This is a genomic window from Salinicola lusitanus, from assembly GCF_038648475.1.
Classification (GTDB): Bacteria; Pseudomonadota; Gammaproteobacteria; order Pseudomonadales; family Halomonadaceae; genus Salinicola; species Salinicola lusitanus.
The window spans coordinates 2,318,363-2,335,204 of the sequence record NZ_CP151919.1 but is presented as its reverse complement, the minus strand read 5'-3'; the positions used below and the strand labels follow the sequence as shown (position 1 = coordinate 2,335,204).

Annotated in this window: 16 protein-coding genes; 10 read left to right on the top strand and 6 right to left on the bottom strand. The window is 64.7% G+C overall.

Annotation, left to right across the window (positions count from 1 at the left end; translation table 11 throughout):
• The first annotated feature begins 85 nt into the window (after nt 1–85).
• Nucleotides 86–385 carry a DUF4190 domain-containing protein gene (locus tag AAGT95_RS10780; RefSeq protein WP_232822170.1) on the top strand — a complete coding sequence of 100 codons (300 nt, stop codon included), beginning with the start codon at nt 86–88 and terminating at the stop codon, nt 383–385.
• 72 nt (nt 386–457) lie between these two features.
• Nucleotides 458–1,630: a nicotinate phosphoribosyltransferase gene (gene pncB / locus AAGT95_RS10775; RefSeq protein WP_342596486.1), complete on the top strand. Its 1,173-nt coding sequence runs from the start codon at nt 458–460 to the stop codon at nt 1,628–1,630.
• 198 nt (nt 1,631–1,828) lie between these two features.
• Here pncB and AAGT95_RS10770 read toward each other — a convergent pair whose 3' ends face one another.
• From AAGT95_RS10770 to gap, 3 genes are all read right to left on the bottom strand, one after another.
• Complete coding sequence (locus tag AAGT95_RS10770; protein ID WP_342596485.1) at nt 1,829–2,632, bottom strand: dienelactone hydrolase family protein; 804 nt, start codon at nt 2,630–2,632, stop codon at nt 1,829–1,831.
• 51 nt (nt 2,633–2,683) lie between these two features.
• The gene (locus tag AAGT95_RS10765) at nt 2,684–3,988 is read right to left on the bottom strand and encodes a sensor domain-containing diguanylate cyclase (protein WP_162302640.1); all 1,305 of its coding nucleotides are present in this window, start codon (nt 3,986–3,988) and stop codon (nt 2,684–2,686) included.
• 729 nt (nt 3,989–4,717) lie between these two features.
• Complete coding sequence (gene gap / locus AAGT95_RS10760; RefSeq protein WP_342596484.1) at nt 4,718–5,719, bottom strand: type I glyceraldehyde-3-phosphate dehydrogenase; 1,002 nt, start codon at nt 5,717–5,719, stop codon at nt 4,718–4,720.
• A 280-nt stretch (nt 5,720–5,999) separates the two neighbouring features.
• Between gap and edd the strand changes: the two genes are divergently transcribed.
• The 5 genes from edd to AAGT95_RS10735 all read left to right on the top strand — a co-directional run bounded on the left by edd (nt 6,000) and on the right by AAGT95_RS10735 (nt 11,615).
• Complete coding sequence (gene edd / locus AAGT95_RS10755) at nt 6,000–7,850, top strand: phosphogluconate dehydratase (RefSeq protein WP_342596483.1); 1,851 nt, start codon at nt 6,000–6,002, stop codon at nt 7,848–7,850.
• On the top strand, nt 7,847–8,806 hold the full coding sequence (gene glk, locus AAGT95_RS10750) for a glucokinase (protein WP_342596482.1): 960 nt from the start codon (nt 7,847–7,849) through the stop codon (nt 8,804–8,806). The genes edd and glk overlap by 4 nt, the downstream gene beginning before the upstream one ends.
• A complete protein-coding gene (locus AAGT95_RS10745; RefSeq protein ID WP_342596481.1) occupies nt 8,803–9,711 on the top strand; it encodes a D-hexose-6-phosphate mutarotase in 909 nt (302 codons plus the stop codon). The genes glk and AAGT95_RS10745 overlap by 4 nt, the downstream gene beginning before the upstream one ends.
• The gene (locus AAGT95_RS10740; RefSeq protein ID WP_240612454.1) at nt 9,708–10,583 is read left to right on the top strand and encodes an aldo/keto reductase; all 876 of its coding nucleotides are present in this window, start codon (nt 9,708–9,710) and stop codon (nt 10,581–10,583) included. The genes AAGT95_RS10745 and AAGT95_RS10740 overlap by 4 nt, the downstream gene beginning before the upstream one ends.
• Before the next feature lie 63 nt (nt 10,584–10,646).
• Nucleotides 10,647–11,615: a carbohydrate kinase family protein gene (locus tag AAGT95_RS10735; RefSeq protein ID WP_110602733.1), complete on the top strand. Its 969-nt coding sequence runs from the start codon at nt 10,647–10,649 to the stop codon at nt 11,613–11,615.
• Here AAGT95_RS10735 and AAGT95_RS10730 read toward each other — a convergent pair.
• Nucleotides 11,589–12,485, bottom strand: coding sequence for a LysR family transcriptional regulator (locus AAGT95_RS10730; RefSeq protein WP_342596480.1), 897 nt, complete (start codon nt 12,483–12,485; stop codon nt 11,589–11,591). The two genes, AAGT95_RS10735 and AAGT95_RS10730, sit on opposite strands and share 27 nt — an antisense overlap.
• 110 nt (nt 12,486–12,595) lie before the next feature.
• On the opposite strand from AAGT95_RS10730, the gene AAGT95_RS10725 reads away from it, so the two are divergent.
• Genes AAGT95_RS10725 through AAGT95_RS10715 form a run of 3 tightly spaced genes read left to right on the top strand, consistent with a single transcriptional unit; the run spans nt 12,596 to nt 15,183 of the window.
• The gene (locus AAGT95_RS10725) at nt 12,596–13,342 is read left to right on the top strand and encodes a CoA transferase subunit A (protein ID WP_110602729.1); all 747 of its coding nucleotides are present in this window, start codon (nt 12,596–12,598) and stop codon (nt 13,340–13,342) included.
• A gap of 1 nt (nt 13,343) precedes the next feature.
• Nucleotides 13,344–13,991, top strand: coding sequence for a CoA transferase subunit B (locus AAGT95_RS10720; protein ID WP_110602727.1), 648 nt, complete (start codon nt 13,344–13,346; stop codon nt 13,989–13,991).
• A 16-nt stretch (nt 13,992–14,007) separates the two neighbouring features.
• Nucleotides 14,008–15,183 (top strand): acetyl-CoA C-acetyltransferase, encoded by a 1,176-nt coding sequence (locus tag AAGT95_RS10715; RefSeq protein ID WP_342596526.1) that lies wholly within the window; start codon nt 14,008–14,010, stop codon nt 15,181–15,183.
• A 62-nt stretch (nt 15,184–15,245) separates the two neighbouring features.
• Here the strand turns inward: AAGT95_RS10715 and AAGT95_RS10710 are convergent, their stop codons facing one another.
• Together AAGT95_RS10710 and AAGT95_RS10705 are read right to left on the bottom strand one after the other, a co-directional pair.
• Nucleotides 15,246–16,007: a 3-hydroxybutyrate dehydrogenase gene (locus AAGT95_RS10710; protein WP_110602726.1), complete on the bottom strand. Its 762-nt coding sequence runs from the start codon at nt 16,005–16,007 to the stop codon at nt 15,246–15,248.
• Nucleotides 16,008–16,168: 161 nt separating this feature from the next.
• Nucleotides 16,169–16,831 carry a bifunctional 4-hydroxy-2-oxoglutarate aldolase/2-dehydro-3-deoxy-phosphogluconate aldolase gene (locus AAGT95_RS10705; RefSeq protein ID WP_110602724.1) on the bottom strand — a complete coding sequence of 221 codons (663 nt, stop codon included), beginning with the start codon at nt 16,829–16,831 and terminating at the stop codon, nt 16,169–16,171.
• Nucleotides 16,832–16,842: the final 11 nt, after the last annotated feature.

The following is a 16,842-nucleotide window of genomic DNA, read 5'->3' as shown; positions in this document are numbered from 1 at the left end:
CGCTGCTCATGTTGAAAACTTCGAGAGCCGCGGACAAGCGTGCGATACTCTACCGACAGTTCCAGCTCGCGAGATGTACAGCACGATGACACCCGCTGCCTCCCCTCCCGGCCAGCCGACACCGCCACCAGGCCCCACCAATACCATGGCACTGGCGGCGTTCGCGTTGAGCGTGCTGGGCACCTTCGTCCCCCCTGCAGCGCTGGGCGGCGTCGTGTGCGGTCATCTCGCTCGACGCCAGATTCGCCAAAAGCAGGAATCCGGCGATAGCTGGGCCCTGGCCGGCTTGATACTAGGCTATTTGTTGATCCTGTTGTCGCTGGCGGGACTTTTGCTGTTTGGCGGCTTCATCGTGACAATGTTCGGTGTCATGGCTTTCCTGTAGCCGATTTCATTGAAGAAACGCTCGCCGGCAAACAACGACCGCGGGTTCTGCCTACGCTGATGACGAGTTCCCATGCTGACTTCGCTTCTCGACAACGACTTCTACAAGATCACGATGCAGAACGCCGTGATCAAGCGCTTCCCCTACGCCCAGGCCCGCTACGCCTTCATCAATCGTGGCGAGCATGAGTTCCCCGACGGGTTTGGCGACGCGCTACGACGCGAGGTGGATGCGATGGCCAACCTGGTCCTGAGCGACGCCGAAAAGCGCTATCTCGAAGCCACCTGCCCCTATCTCGATCCGACTTACCTCGACTTTCTGGCAGGCTTTCGCTACGACCCGGCGGAAGTGACCATCCGCCAGCAGGGTGCCGACCTCTCGGTGACGATCGAGGGGCTGTGGTATCGCACCATTCTGTGGGAAGTCCCGCTGATGGCGCTGATCAGCGAACTCTGGTACCGCTTGCGCGATGTCGAGCGGGATGCCGACGAGACGGTGGAGGCTCGCACCCGGGCCAAGATAGAGCAGTACCAGAAGCTGGGGCTGAAAATCGCCGAATTCGGCACCCGGCGACGTTTTTCGTTCGACGTGCACGACCGAGTGGTCGGCGCGCTGCACCACCACGGCGGCGAGGCGTTCAGTGGCAGCAGCAATGTCCTGCTGGCGATGCGCCACGACGTCAAGCCCATCGGCACCCATGCCCACGAGTGGTTCATGTTCCACGGTGCCCGGTTCGGCTTCAAGATGGCCAACAGCCTAGCCCTGGAGCACTGGGTCGATGTCTACCGCGGCGACCTGGGCATCGCCCTGACCGACACGTTCACCAGCCCGGCCTTCTTCGAGAGCTTCGACAAGAAGTTCGCCAAACTCTTCGATGGCGTCAGGCACGATAGCGCCGATCCGATCGATTTCGCGGCCTCGACCATCGCCCACTACGAAAAGCTGGGCATCGACCCACGCAGCAAGACGATCATCTTCTCCGACGCCCTGACACCGGAGAAGGTCGAACGAATCCAGGCCTTCTGCCAGGACCGTATCGGCATGGCGTTCGGCATCGGCACCAACTTCACCAACGATGTCGGCGTCGAACCCATGAACATGGTCATCAAGATGGTCGAGGCACGACCGGAAGGCCAGCACTGGCTGCCCGTGATCAAGCTATCCGACGTCCCCGACAAGCATACCGGCGACCCCGAGATGATTGCCTTGGCCAAGCGCGTTCTGGCGCTCAACCGCCCGAGTTGAGCTGGAAGCTCGAAGCTCGAAGCTCGAAGCTCGAAGCTCGAAGCTCGAAGCTCGAAGCTCGAAGCTCGAAGCTCGAAGCTCGAAGCTCGAAGCCAGGATCAGACCCTCGCGTCGCTCATGGGCAAGGTCTGCGTTCCTGGCTTTGTTGACCCTTCTTCCGGCTTCGGAGTAATGACTTAGACCAAGGACACAGCTCGATCACTGGTTCAATGCCTCGTCCAGCGTCAGCAGGGCAGCCTGCCAGGAGGCGGCATCCGCAGCCGCGTTGTAAGCCAACGGCAGGTCGTACTCCTGCGCCAGCTCGTCGGCATCCGGATTGGTGAACGCATGCTTGGCGCCGGGGTACTGAACCACGCGAACGTCGGCTCCGTCCTTCTTCAGCGCATCGGCCATGCTGTCGAGCGCTTCCGGGTCCACCAGCGGGTCGTCCTGGCCGTTGTAGATGCGCACCAGCCCATCGAACGGTTGCGGGTTGGTGACGACCTGCGTCGGACTGCCATGAAAGCTGATCGCCGCGTCCAGCGGCATGCCGGCCAACGCCATGTTCATCACCACGCCGCCACCGAAGCAGTAGCCGATCGCTGCCATGCGATCCTCTCGCACCGCCGGATGCTGGCGCAGCGCCGACATTGCCGCTTCCAGACGCGCCCTGGCGGAGGGCCAGTCCTGCATCACCTGACTGGAAAATGCCTTGGCATCCTGAGGATGCTGGGCCACCTTGCCGTCGCCATACATGTCGACGGCCAGCGCGACGAATCCGAGCGCCGCCAGTTGGTCGGCCTTGTGCTTGATGTAGTCGTTCAGCCCCCACCATTCGTGGACCAGCAGGACACCGGGGCGAGGCTCGTCGTCGCTGGCGTTATAGGCGAGATAGCCTTGGTACGTCTGCCCGCCCGTGGTGTACTCGAAGGTCTCTCCCTGGACATGGGGACCTTCGACCTCATCGGCCCAGGCCGACACGCACATCAGGCTGAGCAGCGAGGCCAGCAGTAGTCGTCCCATCCTCTCTCTCCTTCTTATGACTGGCTTGGCGCCTGGCGTGGCCGGCTCCTCTCATGGCGCCTGCTGGACGCGATCCCGGCCGCGCTTCTTGGCATCGCGCATGCCCGCCTCGGCGCGCGCCAACATGATTTCCGCGGACTCGCCATCGCGTCGCCCGGCGACACCAAGACTAACCGAGAACGACAGCCAATGGCCATGGAACTCCACCCGGGTCGAGGCGAAACGGCCCCGCAACCTCTCCGCGATGGTGGCCGTCTCCTGCAGGGACTTGCCGCTCATCAACAGCGCAAAGGTATCCTCCCCGAGCCGGCCGAAGCTGAATCGCTCTCTCAACATCGCCCGACACATCTCGCCGATGCAACTGAGGACGAGATCCCCGCCCTCTCTTCCCCACGCCTGATTGATATCCTCGAAGCGATCGACATCGAACACGATCAGCGTGAACCGGGCCCCGACCTCCCCGTTGGAGAGCGCGTGTCGCAACAATCCCATGAACGGCTCCCGATTGAGCGCAGAGGTGAGCTCGTCGGTCGCGGTATAGGCATCCCACTGCAACGACTGCTGCCGTCGCTGGGTAATGTTCCTGGCAACGGCGACCCAACCCGGCATGGCCGAGGGCTCGGATGCCGGGGTCAGCGGCAGCGGGTAAGGCGAAAAGTGAATCTCGAACCAGCGATAGTCACCGTCCCTATGCCTCAGCCGCAACTCCACGAGCGAAGAGCTCGCGCTGGCGGCCATCTCGACCAGCAGGCGGCGGATGCGGGAGCCATCCTCGGGCGCCATCAATGCGAATAACGACGATGAGAGCAACGACTCGCTGGCCACGCCAAGCGCCCCCTGGGTGTCACCAGCGGCATGGTGGCAATCGAGGTCCTCGTCGAGTGCCATGAGCACGTCACCGCAGTGATCGAGGAGAGACGGCAGCGATGGGCCATCGTGCCCAGCCACAGCGGCGACTCGTGGCTGTAGCAGGCCGACCAGGGTGACGACCACGCCACTCGCGTCACGCTGGATGTTGATGCTGTCGTCGATCGTGCAGCGAGAGCCATCCGACCGCTCGATGACATAGGAAAGGCGTATTGCCGGACTGCCCAGTGTCAGCGCCTGCTGAAGCTGTTTCAGCACCGCCAATCGCTCGGGCTCTGGAATCTGCGCCAGCCACAGTTCCGGACGGGAACGATGGTCTTCCACCGGCCGATGACTCAAGGTGGCGATGGAGTCGCCGACAAAGCGTAGCTCACCCAACCACCAGGCCGAGTCGGTGACATAGACCGTGCCCGGCAACATCTGTAGCCAATTCTGCGTTTCCGCGTCCGGACTTCCGTCGTCATGCACGAAGGCATCCACTGGGTCCATGCACTCCGGCCTCATTGAGCCGCAGAGACGTTTCCGTGCGGCTGGGTGGTATACGCGATAGCGCTAGCGGGAACCAACGCGACGTCGAGAGGAAGCGTGAGAGTCGAAGGTGGCGCTCTCATCGGATGTCCACCCCCTGTCATCACGGGTATCGGCCTCGGGCCTGCTCGGCCGACCCGATTGGCGACGCAGGCAGGCACTGGCGAGCTGGCTCAGCTCATCGCGGGTCAATTCGAAACGTTGTATCCCTGACTGTTCCTGCCAGATCACGAAAATCACCGGCACGGCGCGCGACTGGTCGACGCCAACGATTCTTCCGCGGCGCGGCTCTCCGGGCTCTTGTATCGTTTCGCCAATCAGGCGATGTGCGTTGATGATGGTGTCCTGCATGACGCCGCCAACCTCGGTGCTTGGTGAAAAGGTGAATATCTTCAGACTCACACTAGAAGCGAAGGGTGGGTAAGTCCAAGATCATCAACATGATGCGCAGCATACAGCCTTCTATCGACGCTGAATCGAACGACTTGAGTACGAAATAGGTAGCACTTCGTCCTTAAGCGACCGGCCGAGCCTGCCGGTGCCGAAAGATATGCCATACAAAAAGACGAGGGGCGGCAGAATTCTGCCGCCCCTCGTCGTCATCGTGGCCAAGGCCGAGCTACTACATTCCCGGAACTACACGGGTTCGATCCCCCGGGAACCCGACCTCTCCACTACCCGCCACATCTGTCAGCTTGCCGCCTGCATCGCCAGCGCCGTATCCAACATGCGATTGGAGAAACCCCACTCGTTGTCATACCAGGCCATGACCTTGACCAGACGACCATTCACGCGCGTGTGATTGGCATCGAAAGTGGACGAGTTGGGATCGTGGTTGAAGTCGATGGAGACCAGCGGCTGCGAGTTGACTGCCAGTACCGGCGAGCTGGCCGCCGCCTTGGTGACGATCTCGTTGATCTCCTCCTTGGTGGTGTCGCGCCCGGCGGTGAAAGTCAGGTCGACCAGCGACACATTGATCACCGGCACGCGCACCGCGAGGCCGTCGAGCTTACCGTTCAATTCCGGCAGGACCAGCCCGACGGCGGCCGCCGCCCCGGTCTTGGTCGGGATCATCGACTGCGTAGCGCTACGAGCGCGATACGGATCCTTGTGATAGACGTCGGAGAGATTCTGGTCGTTGGTATAGGCATGGACTGTGGTCATCAGACCATTCTCGATACCGACGGTATCCTGCAGCGCCTGCGCCACCGGCGCCAGGCAGTTGGTGGTGCACGAGGCGTTGGAGACCACCCGATGCTCGGCCTTCAGCGTCCCCTCGTTGACACCGAACACGATGGTCGCATCGGCATCGCCGCTGGGCGCGGAAATCAGCACCCGCCCCGCGCCCGCCTCGATGTGCTTGGCAGCGGCGTCGCGACTGGTGAACAGCCCGGTGCACTCCATCACCAGGTCGACGTTCAACGACTTCCACGGAAGCTGGGACGGATCGCGCTCGGAAAGGATGCGAATGCTATCCCCGTCTACGCTGAGGGTATCGCTGTCGTGGGAGACATCGAACCCGAAGCGGCCGTGAACACTGTCATGGCGTAGCAGATGAGCGTTGAGCGCCGGATCGCCGAGATCGTTGATGGCGACGACTTCGATCCGATCCCGATAACCGTTTTCGTACATGGCTCGGAGTACGTTACGGCCAATGCGGCCAAATCCGTTGATGGCGACACGCAATGTCATGGTGCTCTCCTCTTGATGGCGTGACTGAAACGCTGAAGCTGGCGTAATCGAAACGTTGAGTCGGCCGGGTGACGCGCCTGCGCGCTACCCAGGCGCGGCATCGGTCGAACGAAAGGATTAGATCGCCGCGCAGTTGTGAATAGCCTAGTACGTAGTCTAGAACATCGTCGCATGAAAAAATATTACCCCAAAAGGCTAATACCAAAGGCGCATTCGCGAACATAAGGGGTATTCTTTGGTAAGTTTACCAAATAAACCTGACAGCTCGATGAGGCATCCCATGACGCTCGACCCTACCCTGGACCGTGTAACGAGGCGCATTGAAGAGCGCTCCGCCAACCGCCGCCGTCTCTATGAAGAGCGGATGCAGCAACAGCATCGCCGTGGCGTCCACCGCGCGGAACTCTCCTGCGGCAACCTGGCTCACGGCTTCGCCGCCTGTAACGCTGGCGACAAGAACAGCCTGAAGCTGATGAACAGCGCCAATATCGGCATCGTCTCTTCCTACAACGACATGCTGTCCGCTCACCAGCCGCTCGAGCACTTTCCCGAACTGATCAAGGATGCCGCCCGCGGCATGGGCAGCACAGCGCAGTTCGCCGGCGGCGTGCCGGCCATGTGCGACGGCGTCACCCAGGGTCAGCCCGGCATGGAGCTGTCGCTGTTCTCCCGCGATGTGATCGCCATGTCGACGGCGGTGGCGATGTCGCACAACATGTTCGATGGCGCACTCTATCTTGGTGTGTGTGACAAGATCGTGCCGGGACTGTTCATCGGTGCCGCGCGCTTTGGTCACCTGCCCGCGGTGTTCGTGCCGGCCGGCCCGATGCCGAGCGGGCTGCCCAACGCGGAGAAGTCTCGCATCCGCCAGCTCTACGCCGAGGGCAAGGTGGGCCGCGACGCACTGCTGGAGGCGGAGTCCGACTCCTACCATAGCGCCGGCACCTGCACCTTCTACGGCACCGCCAACTCCAACCAGCTCATGCTCGAGATGATGGGGCTGCACATGCCGGGTACCTCGTTCGTCAACCCCGGCACACCCCTGCGCGACGCCATCACCCGTTTCAGCACCGAGCAGGTGATCCGCAATAGTGACCAGGGCGGCGACTACCACCCGTTCTACAAGCAGATCGACGCCCACGCCATCGTCAACGCCATGGTCGGACTTCTCACCTCGGGCGGATCGACCAACCATACCCTGCACCTGGTGGCCATGGCCGCCTCCGTGGGACTGACCATCACCTGGGACGACTTTGCCGAGCTATCGACGGTCGTACCCGGGCTGACCCGGATCTACCCCAACGGCCAGGCCGACGTGAACCACTTCCACGCCGCTGGCGGCGTCAGTTTCCTGGTCAGACAGTTGCTCTCGGCGGGGCTGATGCATGCCGACGTGCGCACCGCCTTCGGCACCGACATGACCGCCTACACCCAGGAGCCGTTCCTGGAAGGGGACCGGCTGGTCTGGCGCGAAGGCACGCAACAGAGCCTCGATGAAGAGGTGCTGCGGCCGGTAGCGCGCCCGTTCTCCGCCACTGGCGGACTGGCCGTGCTCGACGGCAATCTGGGGCGCGGCGTGATCAAGGTTTCCGCGGTCAAGCCCGAGTTTCGCCGGGTCGAGGCGCCGGTACGACTCTTCGACGACCAGAGCCAGGTCAAGGCGGCCTTCGAAAGCGGCGAGCTGGATCGCGACGTCATCGTCGTGGTGCGCTTTCAGGGCCCCCGCGCCAACGGCATGCCGGAGCTGCATCAATTGACCCCTTTTCTGGGCGTGCTCCAGGATCGAGGACACAAGGTCGCGCTGGTCACCGATGGGCGAATGTCAGGTGCCTCTGGTAAGGTACCTGCGGCGATCCATATCACCCCGGAGGCGGTCGACGCCGGCCCCATCGCCTATCTGCGCGACGGCGACCGGGTACTGCTCGACCCCGACAATGGCGTGCTGGAGGCGCTGGTCGATGCCGAAACCTGGGCGCAACGCGAACCGGCGTCCTGCGATCTGGACCACTATCATCAGGGAATGGGCCGCGAACTGTTCGCCGGTTTCCGCCAGTTGGTCGGCGGTGCCGAGGAAGGCGCGGCAACCTTTGGCGGCTTCGACGCCGCCGACTTGCCCGGAGGGCACACATGACGACACCCGCCCTGATCGGCGACATTGGCGGGACCAACGCGCGCTTTGCGCTGGTCATGCCCGGCAGCGTCGAGCTTCAATCGATCGAGACGCTGCCCTGCGCACGCTACGCCGGACTGGTCGAAGCCATACGGGCCTATCTCGAGCAGGTCGGTGCCGAAGCGCCCCGCGAGGCGTGTCTGGCCTTCGCCTGCCCGGTCCACGAGGACTGGGTCAAGATGACCAACAACGACTGGGCCTTCTCCAAGAAGGCGGTCGCTCACGAACTGGGGTTGTCGAACTTCAAGGTCATCAACGACTTCACCGCCCAGGCGCTGGGCATCCCCCACATCGACGCCAAGGATCTGGTCAAGATCGGTGACGGCGAGGCCGAGGCCCGCCGCCCCCGCCTGGTCATCGGTCCCGGAACCGGACTCGGCGTGGCCGGGCTGATCCCCAGCCAGCGCCACTGGATTCCGCTCACCACGGAGGGAGGTCACGCCACCTTCGCCCCCACCGACCAGCGTGAGCGGCAGTTGCTCGACTACTTTCGCGCCCGCTACGGCCGCGTCTCGATCGAACGCCTGCTTTGCGGCCAGGGCCTGCTCGATCTCTATCTCGCCCACGCTGCCCTGCTCAGCGTCACTGCCAGCTACAATACCCCGGCGGAAGTGACCGGCGCGGCGCGGGCCGGCGACCGCGTCGCCCGCGAGGCGCTGCTGCGCTTCATCAAGATCCTCGGCTCCTGCGCCGGCGATGCCGCCCTCACCCTCGGTGCTCTGGGCGGCGTCTACCTCTGTGGCGGCATTACGCCGCGCCTCGTCGAATGGCTGCCGCGCAGCGATTTCCGCCGCGCCTTTGCCGACAAGGGCCGCCTGAGCGCCTACAATGCCGGCATTCCCACTTGGGTAGTGACCGCGCCCTGGACCGGGCTGCTGGGGGCGGCGGAAGCCCTGCACAACGAGGAGGTGACATGATTCCCGATACGCTGCGGCAGTTGGTCGACGCGACCGACGGTCAGCGGGAAGCCGAGTGGCAAGGCCGGCGCCTGTTGCTGATCAACGCCGACTGGGGCGAACTGGCGATCTCGCTGCAGGGCGCCCAGGTGCTCCACTTTCTACCTTTCGGCCCCGAAGCCGCAGGTGCCCCACCGGCACCCGGCACGGAGGATGGCTGGCTGTGGGTCACGCCGACACCGCAACCCATGCCCCGGGCCATCCGCGGCGGGATTCCGCTCTGCTGGCCGTGGTTCGCCGACGAGTCGCCCGATGGCAAGGGGCCCATGCATGGCCCTGCCCGCACGGCGGCGTGGCGGGTCGATGCCGTCGACGACAGCGTCTCCGGTAGCGGCGTCGAGATCCATCTCTCCCCCGAGGAGCGACTGCACGACCAGCTCGCTCCCAGTGCCGTGGTGCACGCCAACGGCCAGCGCCTGAGCGTCGAGCTGATGACGCGCCACACCGGCACCACCCCGGTCAAGCTGACGGGCGCGCTGCATACATACTTCGCCGTCGCCGACACCCACCGGTGCCGTGTCGAGGGACTGGCCGGCGCACGCTATCTGGACAAGCTCGAACACTTCGCCGAGCACCACCAGCAGGGCGAACTCGGTATTCGCGGTTCGCTCGACCGCATCTACCAGTCGAATCGCCCGGTGATCCTCGATGACGGACAGCGCCGACTCGCGATCACCAAGCAGGGCAGCGATTCCACCGTGGTCTGGCATCCGGGCGACGACCTGCCCGGCGACACCCCGGCCACGGCCGGAATGCGGTTCCTCTGCGTCGAGGCCGCCTGTACCCGGGTCGACCCGGTCTGGCTGGTGCCGGACGGTCAGCATCTGCTCTCCACCACGATCGCGCGGGAGGCGACCTCGGCGTGAGTGACGACCTGGTTTTCGACTCGCCCTTCATTCTGGGCATGATGCGTCTCCACGAGCGGCCCGAATTCGACGATGTCGAGAAGTTCGCCGACTGGCTGGAGGCCCGGGTGGACCAGGGCCTGCACTGGTTCGATCATGCCGACAGCTACGGCAACCACCTGGGCGAGCAGCGCTTCGGCGAGGCACTGGCCCGTCGACCATCGCTCAAGTCCAGGGTGCGGGTGGTGACCAAGGGCAATATCATCCTGCCGCATCGCGACACCTCGCCGTTCGGGGTCAAGCATTACGACACCTCCGAACGCCATCTCACCCAGGTCATCGATGGCTCGCTCTCGCGGCTCGGTGTCGACCGACTCGATCACTTCCTGCTCCACCGCCCCGATCCGCTGATGGACACCGAGGCCACGGCCCGAGCTCTGGACGACGCCATCGCGGCCGGCAAGGTCGGTGCCGTGGGTGTCTCCAACTTCCTCCCGGAGCAGTGGCGTCGTCTGCAGGCCGCTATGCACAACCGGCTCGGCGTCCACCAGCTCGAGCTCTCGCTGGCGCATCCGGATGCCCTGTTCGACGGCTTCTACGACGCCATTCTGGCCGACGGGCTGGCACCCATGGCCTGGTCACCGCTGGGCGGCGGCTCGGTCTTCGAGGACGTTCTCGGTACCGCGCTCTCGCGCCTTGCGGAGCAGCTCAATTCGACCACGGCGGGACTGGCGCTCGCCTGGCTGCGGCGGCTGCCCGGCAAGCCGGTGCCGGTGACCGGAACGTTGAATGAAAGGCGTATCGACAATTTGCTGCTGAGCGGTAATCTCGAACTCGATCGCCCGACGTGGTTCGCGCTGCTCGAGGAAGCACGCAGTCACCGAGTGCCGTGATGACGTTCGATGTGTGCAACGCCCGCATCCTAGATTCCCGTTAGACAAGAGAGTCGGTAACCCATGACCCCCATCATCGCGTTCGGCGAAGCCCTCGTCGACATGTTGTCCAGCCGTCTGGGCGACGACAGCGGCCCCGAGACCTTCACGCCCTATGCCGGCGGTGCGCCGGCCAATGCCGCCGTGGCCTGTGCCCGCCAGGGCATTCCCAGCCTCTTCCTGGGCATGATCGGTGACGACCGTTTCGGCGACTTCCTGGTCGACGAACTGACCCGCTACGGGGTCGACACCCAGCACGTGGTGCGAACCCGTGAAGCCCGCACCGCCTTGGCCTTCGTCTCCCGCGATCGCCAGGGAGAGCGCCAGTTCGATTTCTACCGCCCTCCCGCCGCCGACCTGCTTTATCGCCGGGAACACCTGCCGCCCGGCATCTTCACCGAACCGGCCCTGGTCCATCTGTGCAGCAACAGCCTGACCGATGCCGCCATCGCCCGCACCACCCTCGACCTCGCCAGCATCGCCCGCCGTGGCGGCTGCCTGATCAGCGTCGATGTCAATCTGCGCGCGATGCTGTGGCCCCAGGGCAATGTCGATATCGCTCTGGTCGAGCAGTTGCTCGAACGGGCCCATCTGATCAAGCTCTCCACCGAAGAGCTGGATGCGCTTCGCGGCGATCGCAGTGCCGAGGAGTGGATCAGTGCCAGACTGGCCAAGGGCGCCCGACTGATCGTGATCACCGACGGCCCGGGGCCGGTGAGCGCCCATCTGGCGGATCGTCAGCTTCAGGCGGTGCCGCCCAACGTCCAGGCGGTCGACACCACCGCCGCCGGCGACGCCTTCATCGGCGGCCTGCTGGCGTCCCTGTCCCGCGCCGGAGTGGCCTGCGAGACCCTTGGCGACTGGCTGGCCGACGACGCCAAGCTGAACGAGGCCCTGACCTTCGCCTGTCGCTGCGGCGCCTTCGCGGCGACGCGACCCGGCGCGTTCGTCTCGCTACCGGGCACCTCAGACCTCAACGATCTCCCGAGCTGAATCCTCCATCAGGGCGTGAAAAGCGCTCGCGGTCGAGGAGAGCTGCTGGTCGGCACGCTTCACGATGCCGACCGGCCGCTCGATCGCCGGCTCGGAAAGCGCCAGACAGCGCACCCCCAGCGCCTCCATCTGGGCCCGGCACAGGGCCGGCACCGCGCTCACGCCCAAGCCCTTGCCGACCAGTTGGCCGACCGTGGCCAATTGATGGCTCTCCAACTCCACCGGTAGCGTCATGCCGTGCCGCGACAGCTGCCGCTCCAGCATCACCCTCACCTGGGATGGCCGCTGCAGGGTGATGAACGGGTAGGCCAGCAGCGCCGCCCAGGTCGTCGACGCCTGCGCGGCGAGCGGCGACGTCGGCGGCACCGCCGCCACGAAGCGATCGTGATGGAGCGGGGTGAATGACAGCGCCGGCTGGCGTGGCGGCTCGAAGGCGATCCCGAACTCCACGCGCTGGGCCAGCACCATCTCCACCACCTGCTCGTTGATCACATCGTGAATGGTGACGCTGATGCGCGGGTAGCGCTGGCGAAAATCCGCGATCAGTGGCGGCAGGCAGTTGGAGGCAAAGGATGGCATGGCGGCAATCGCCAGATGCCCCTGCTGCAGATGAAAACGCCGCCTCATGGCATCCTCGGCGTCATCCCACTCGGCCAGCAGCCGACGCGCCACCGGCAGCAGCGCCTCGCCCTCGGGGGTGAGCCGCACCTGGCGAGTGGTACGCGAGAACAGCGCCCCGCCGAGCTGTGACTCCAGCGACTTCACCGCCAGACTCAGCGCCGACTGGGTCACGTGCAGGCGCTCGCAGGCCTGCGCGAAACTCAATGTCTGCGCCACGGCAAGGAAGGCGCGGAGTTGCTTGATGGTCATCAAAACGCCCAATTAATGAGAAAAACTCGACAATTATCGGCGAAAATAAATTTAATTACAGCGCGGCGAGCGGTCATAGTCTATCCAGGACATAACAACCGAGGCTCGCCATGACCCAGCACGCCACTACCCAGACGCGCCCCGCCGGGACGCGCAGCGGAAAATGCTTCGACAGCGCCCAGGCCGCCCTCGATGGCCTGATCGAGGATGGCATGACCCTGGCCGTCGGCGGCTTCGGCCTGTGCGGCATCCCCGAATCGCTGATCGCGGCCCTGCGCGACACCGGCAAGAAGAATCTGACGGTGGCCAGCAACAATGCCGGCGTCGACGGCTTCGGCCTCGGGCTGCTGCTCGAGTCGCGCCAGATCCGCAAGATGCTCTCCTCCTACGTGGGCGAGAACAAGGAGTTCGAGCGCCAGTATCTCTCCGGCGAACTCGAACTGGAGTTCTGCCCCCAGGGCACCCTGGCCGAGCGGCTGCGCGCAGGTGGCGCCGGCATCGCTGCCTTCTTCACCAAGACCGGCTACGGCACCAAGATCGCCGAAGGCAAGGAAGTTCGCGAGTTCGACGGCGAGCATTACGTCATGGAGCGCGGCCTGCCGGTCGACGTGGCGCTGGTCAAGGCCCAGGTCGCCGACAAGGCTGGCAACCTGCGCTTCAACAAGACCGCGCGCAACTTCAATCCGCTGGCCGCCATGGCCGGCAGGATCTGTGTCGCCGAGGTGGAGGAGATCGTCGAGACCGGCGCCCTCGACCCTGACGATATCCACCTGCCGGGCATTTTCGTGCACCGCATCGTGCATAACCCGACCCCGGAAAAACGCATCGAGAAACGCACGCTCAGGGAGGGAAACTGAGATGCCCTGGAACAAGGAACAGATGGCGCAACGCGCCGCCGGCGAGCTTCGGGACGGCTTCTACGTCAACCTGGGCATCGGCCAGCCGACACTGGTGGCGAACTACATCCCCGACGGCATGGAAGTCTGGCTGCAGTCGGAGAACGGTCTGCTCGGCATCGGCCCCTTCCCCACCGAGGAAACCCTCGACCCCGACCTGATCAACGCCGGCAAGCAGACGGTCACCGCCCTGCCCGGCTCTAGCTACTTCGACAACGCCGAGTCGTTCGCGATGATCCGCGGTGGCAAGATCAACCTGGCGATCCTGGGCGCCATGCAGGTCTCCGAACAGGGGGACCTCGCCAACTGGATGATTCCCGGCAAGATGGTCAAGGGCATGGGTGGCGCAATGGATCTGGTCGCCGGCGTGCAGCGCGTGGTGGTATTGATGAGCCATACCGCCAAGGGCGAGCACAAGATCCTGAAGGCGTGCAATCTGCCACTGACCGGGGTCGGGGTGGTCGACCGCATCATCACCGATCTCGGCGTGATGGACGTCACCGCCGAGGGGCTGGCGCTGGTCGAGCTGGCGCCCGATGTCACGCTCGAGGAGATTCGCGAAGCCACCGGCTGCGAGCTGATCGACCAGCGGGAGGCCACCCATGCCTGATGTCAACGCAACCACCCTGCGCGACGTGGTCATCGTCGCGGCCACGCGCACGCCGATCGGCACCTTCCAGGGGGGGCTTGCCAGCGTCCCCGCGGTGACCCTGGGAGCGACCGCCATCCGTCGCGTCCTCGAAGGTATCGACCCGGCCGGCGTCGATGAAGTGATCATGGGCCATGTGCTGCGCGCGGGCCTGGGCCAGAACACCGCACGCCAGGCGTCCATCGAAGCCGGCCTGCCGGACAACGTGCCGGCGATGACGGTCGACAAGGTCTGCGGCTCCGGCCTCAAGGCCGTGCATCTGGCCGTCCAGGCGATCCGCTGCGGCGATGCCGAAACCATCGTTGCCGGCGGCATGGAGAGCATGAGCCTGGCGCCCTACGTGCTGCACAAGGCGCGTACCGGACTGCGCATGGGCCACGCCGAGCTGCTCGACAGCATGATTCACGACGGCCTGTGGGACGCCTTCAACGACTACCACATGGGCATCACCGCAGAGAACGTGGCCGAGCAGTGGGACATCTCCCGCCGCGATCAGGACGCCTACGCCGCGGAATCCCAGCGGCGCGCCTCGGCGGCGCGGGAATCCGGCCGCTTCGATGCGGAGATCACTCCGGTCAGCGTGCCTCAGCGACGCGGCGATCCCATCGTGATCGAACGTGACGAGCAGCCGCGAGACGGTGTCACCGTCGAGTCTCTGGGCAAGCTCAAGCCAGCCTTCTCCAAGAGCGGCAGCGTCACTGCCGGCAATGCGTCGTCGCTCAACGATGGCGCCGCTGCCCTGCTGATCATGAGTGCCGACCGTGCCGCCAAGCTCGGGCTTCCGGTTCTTGCCACCATTCGGGCCTACGCCAACGCCGCCGTCGACCCGGCGACCATGGGTATCGGCCCGGTCCCGGCGACTCGACGCTGCCTGCGGCGAGCCGGCTGGACGATCGACGATCTGGATCTGATCGAGGCCAACGAGGCGTTCGCCGCCCAGACGCTCGCCGTGGCCAAGGATCTGGGGTGGAGCCAGGACAAGGTCAACGTCAATGGCGGCGCCATCGCACTGGGCCATCCCATCGGCGCTTCCGGCGCTCGAATTCTGGTGACGCTACTGCACGAGATGCAGCGCCGCGATGTCAAGCGCGGCTTGGCGACGCTCTGCATTGGCGGCGGCCAGGGGGTGGCCACGGCCGTCGAACGACACTGAACGCCCATCCGACGCGCGGCCAGGTGCCCATGGGGCGCCTGGCCGCTCGCGACGACTTTCTCTCAGCGCGCCGTCCATCCCAGGTCGATGGCCCAGTCTGCACCGGTGACGGCAGAGGCCTGGTCCGAGGCGAGGTAGGCCACGACGCCAGCAACCTCCTCCGGCTCGATGAGTCGCTTGATGGCGGCCCCGCTCAGCATGATCTTCTCGATCACTTCCGACTCATCCATCCCATTCAGCGTCGCCTGGTCTGCGATCTGGCGCTCCACCAGCGGCGTGCGCACGTAGGCCGGGCAGATCGCATTGGCGGTAATGCCATGCTCGCCACCTTCCAGCGCGGCTGTTCGTGTCAGACCGATGAGGCCATGCTTGGCGCTGACGTAGGCCGATTTCCCCGGGGATGCCACGTTGGCATGGATGGAGGCGATATTGATGATCCGCCCCCACGCCTTTTCGCGCATATGCGGCCATGCGGCCTGGGTCAGCAGAAATGGCGCGGTCAACATCAAGTCGATGATCTTGCGCCACTTGTCCGGCGGAAAATGCTCGATATCGGCGACATGTTGGATCCCGGCATTATTGACCAGAATATCGACGCTGCCGAAACGTTCCACCGCCGTACCGATCACCCGGGCGCACTGCTCACCCTCGGTAAGATCGGCTTCGAAGAAGGTGGCACCCACGGCTTCCGCCACGGCCTTGCCGGCCGGATTGGCGTCGACGGCCATCACGCGGATGCCCTGGTTCGCAAGATTCTCCACTACCGCACGGCCGATACCACTACTCGTGCCGGTCACCACCGCCACTCGAGAACGTTCGCTCATGCCTTCTCTCCAGTCCTGGACGAGGAATCCCCTGACAGCATAGTGTGGCGCCGTCAGGGGACGAGGGGTATTCCTCAAAAGCCGTGAGCCCTTCGAGCAGCACGAGGTCACCTGGCTGTCGACGCGCGCCCGAACCGACAATCATCGGCCCGTCCCGTGTCTCAGCGCGGATAGCGCTGCGTCGCCTCCCGAGTCAGGCGCGTGATGCCAGCCCAGTCCTCCTGGTCGACGAGCGACTTCGGCGCCATCCAGGAACCGCCGATGCACATCACGTTGGGCAGTGCGAGATAGTCGCCGGCGTTGTCGACCGTCACCCCGCCGGTCGGACAGAACAGCGCCTCGGGCAACGGGCCGCCAAAGGATTTGAGCGCCTTGGCGCCACCGTTGGCTTCCGCCGGGAAGAACTTGAAGCGGCGATAGCCGTACTCCCAACCCGTGACGACCTCGGAAACCGTGGCCACACCGGGCAACAGCGGTACGTTACTGGCAGTGCCGTGCTCGAACAGGGCTGGCGTCGTGCCGGGCGTGACGACGAAATCGACACCGAGCTCCTCGCAGATGCGATATTGATCGATGCTCAGTACCGTACCGGCGCCCACTGTCACGTCGGGCAACTGCTGCTGAATGCGCTTGATGGCATCGACCGCACAGTCGGTGCGCAAGGTGATCTCGAGCACGTCGAGCCCGCCGTCGACCAGCGCCTGCGCCAGCGGTACGGCGTGTTCGAGACGCTCGATGACCAGCACCGGAATGATCGCCGTGGACCGGCAGATCGCATCGAGGCGATCGGTCTGGGAAATCGGCAGTTGTGATTCGGATCGCATATCGGAATGGC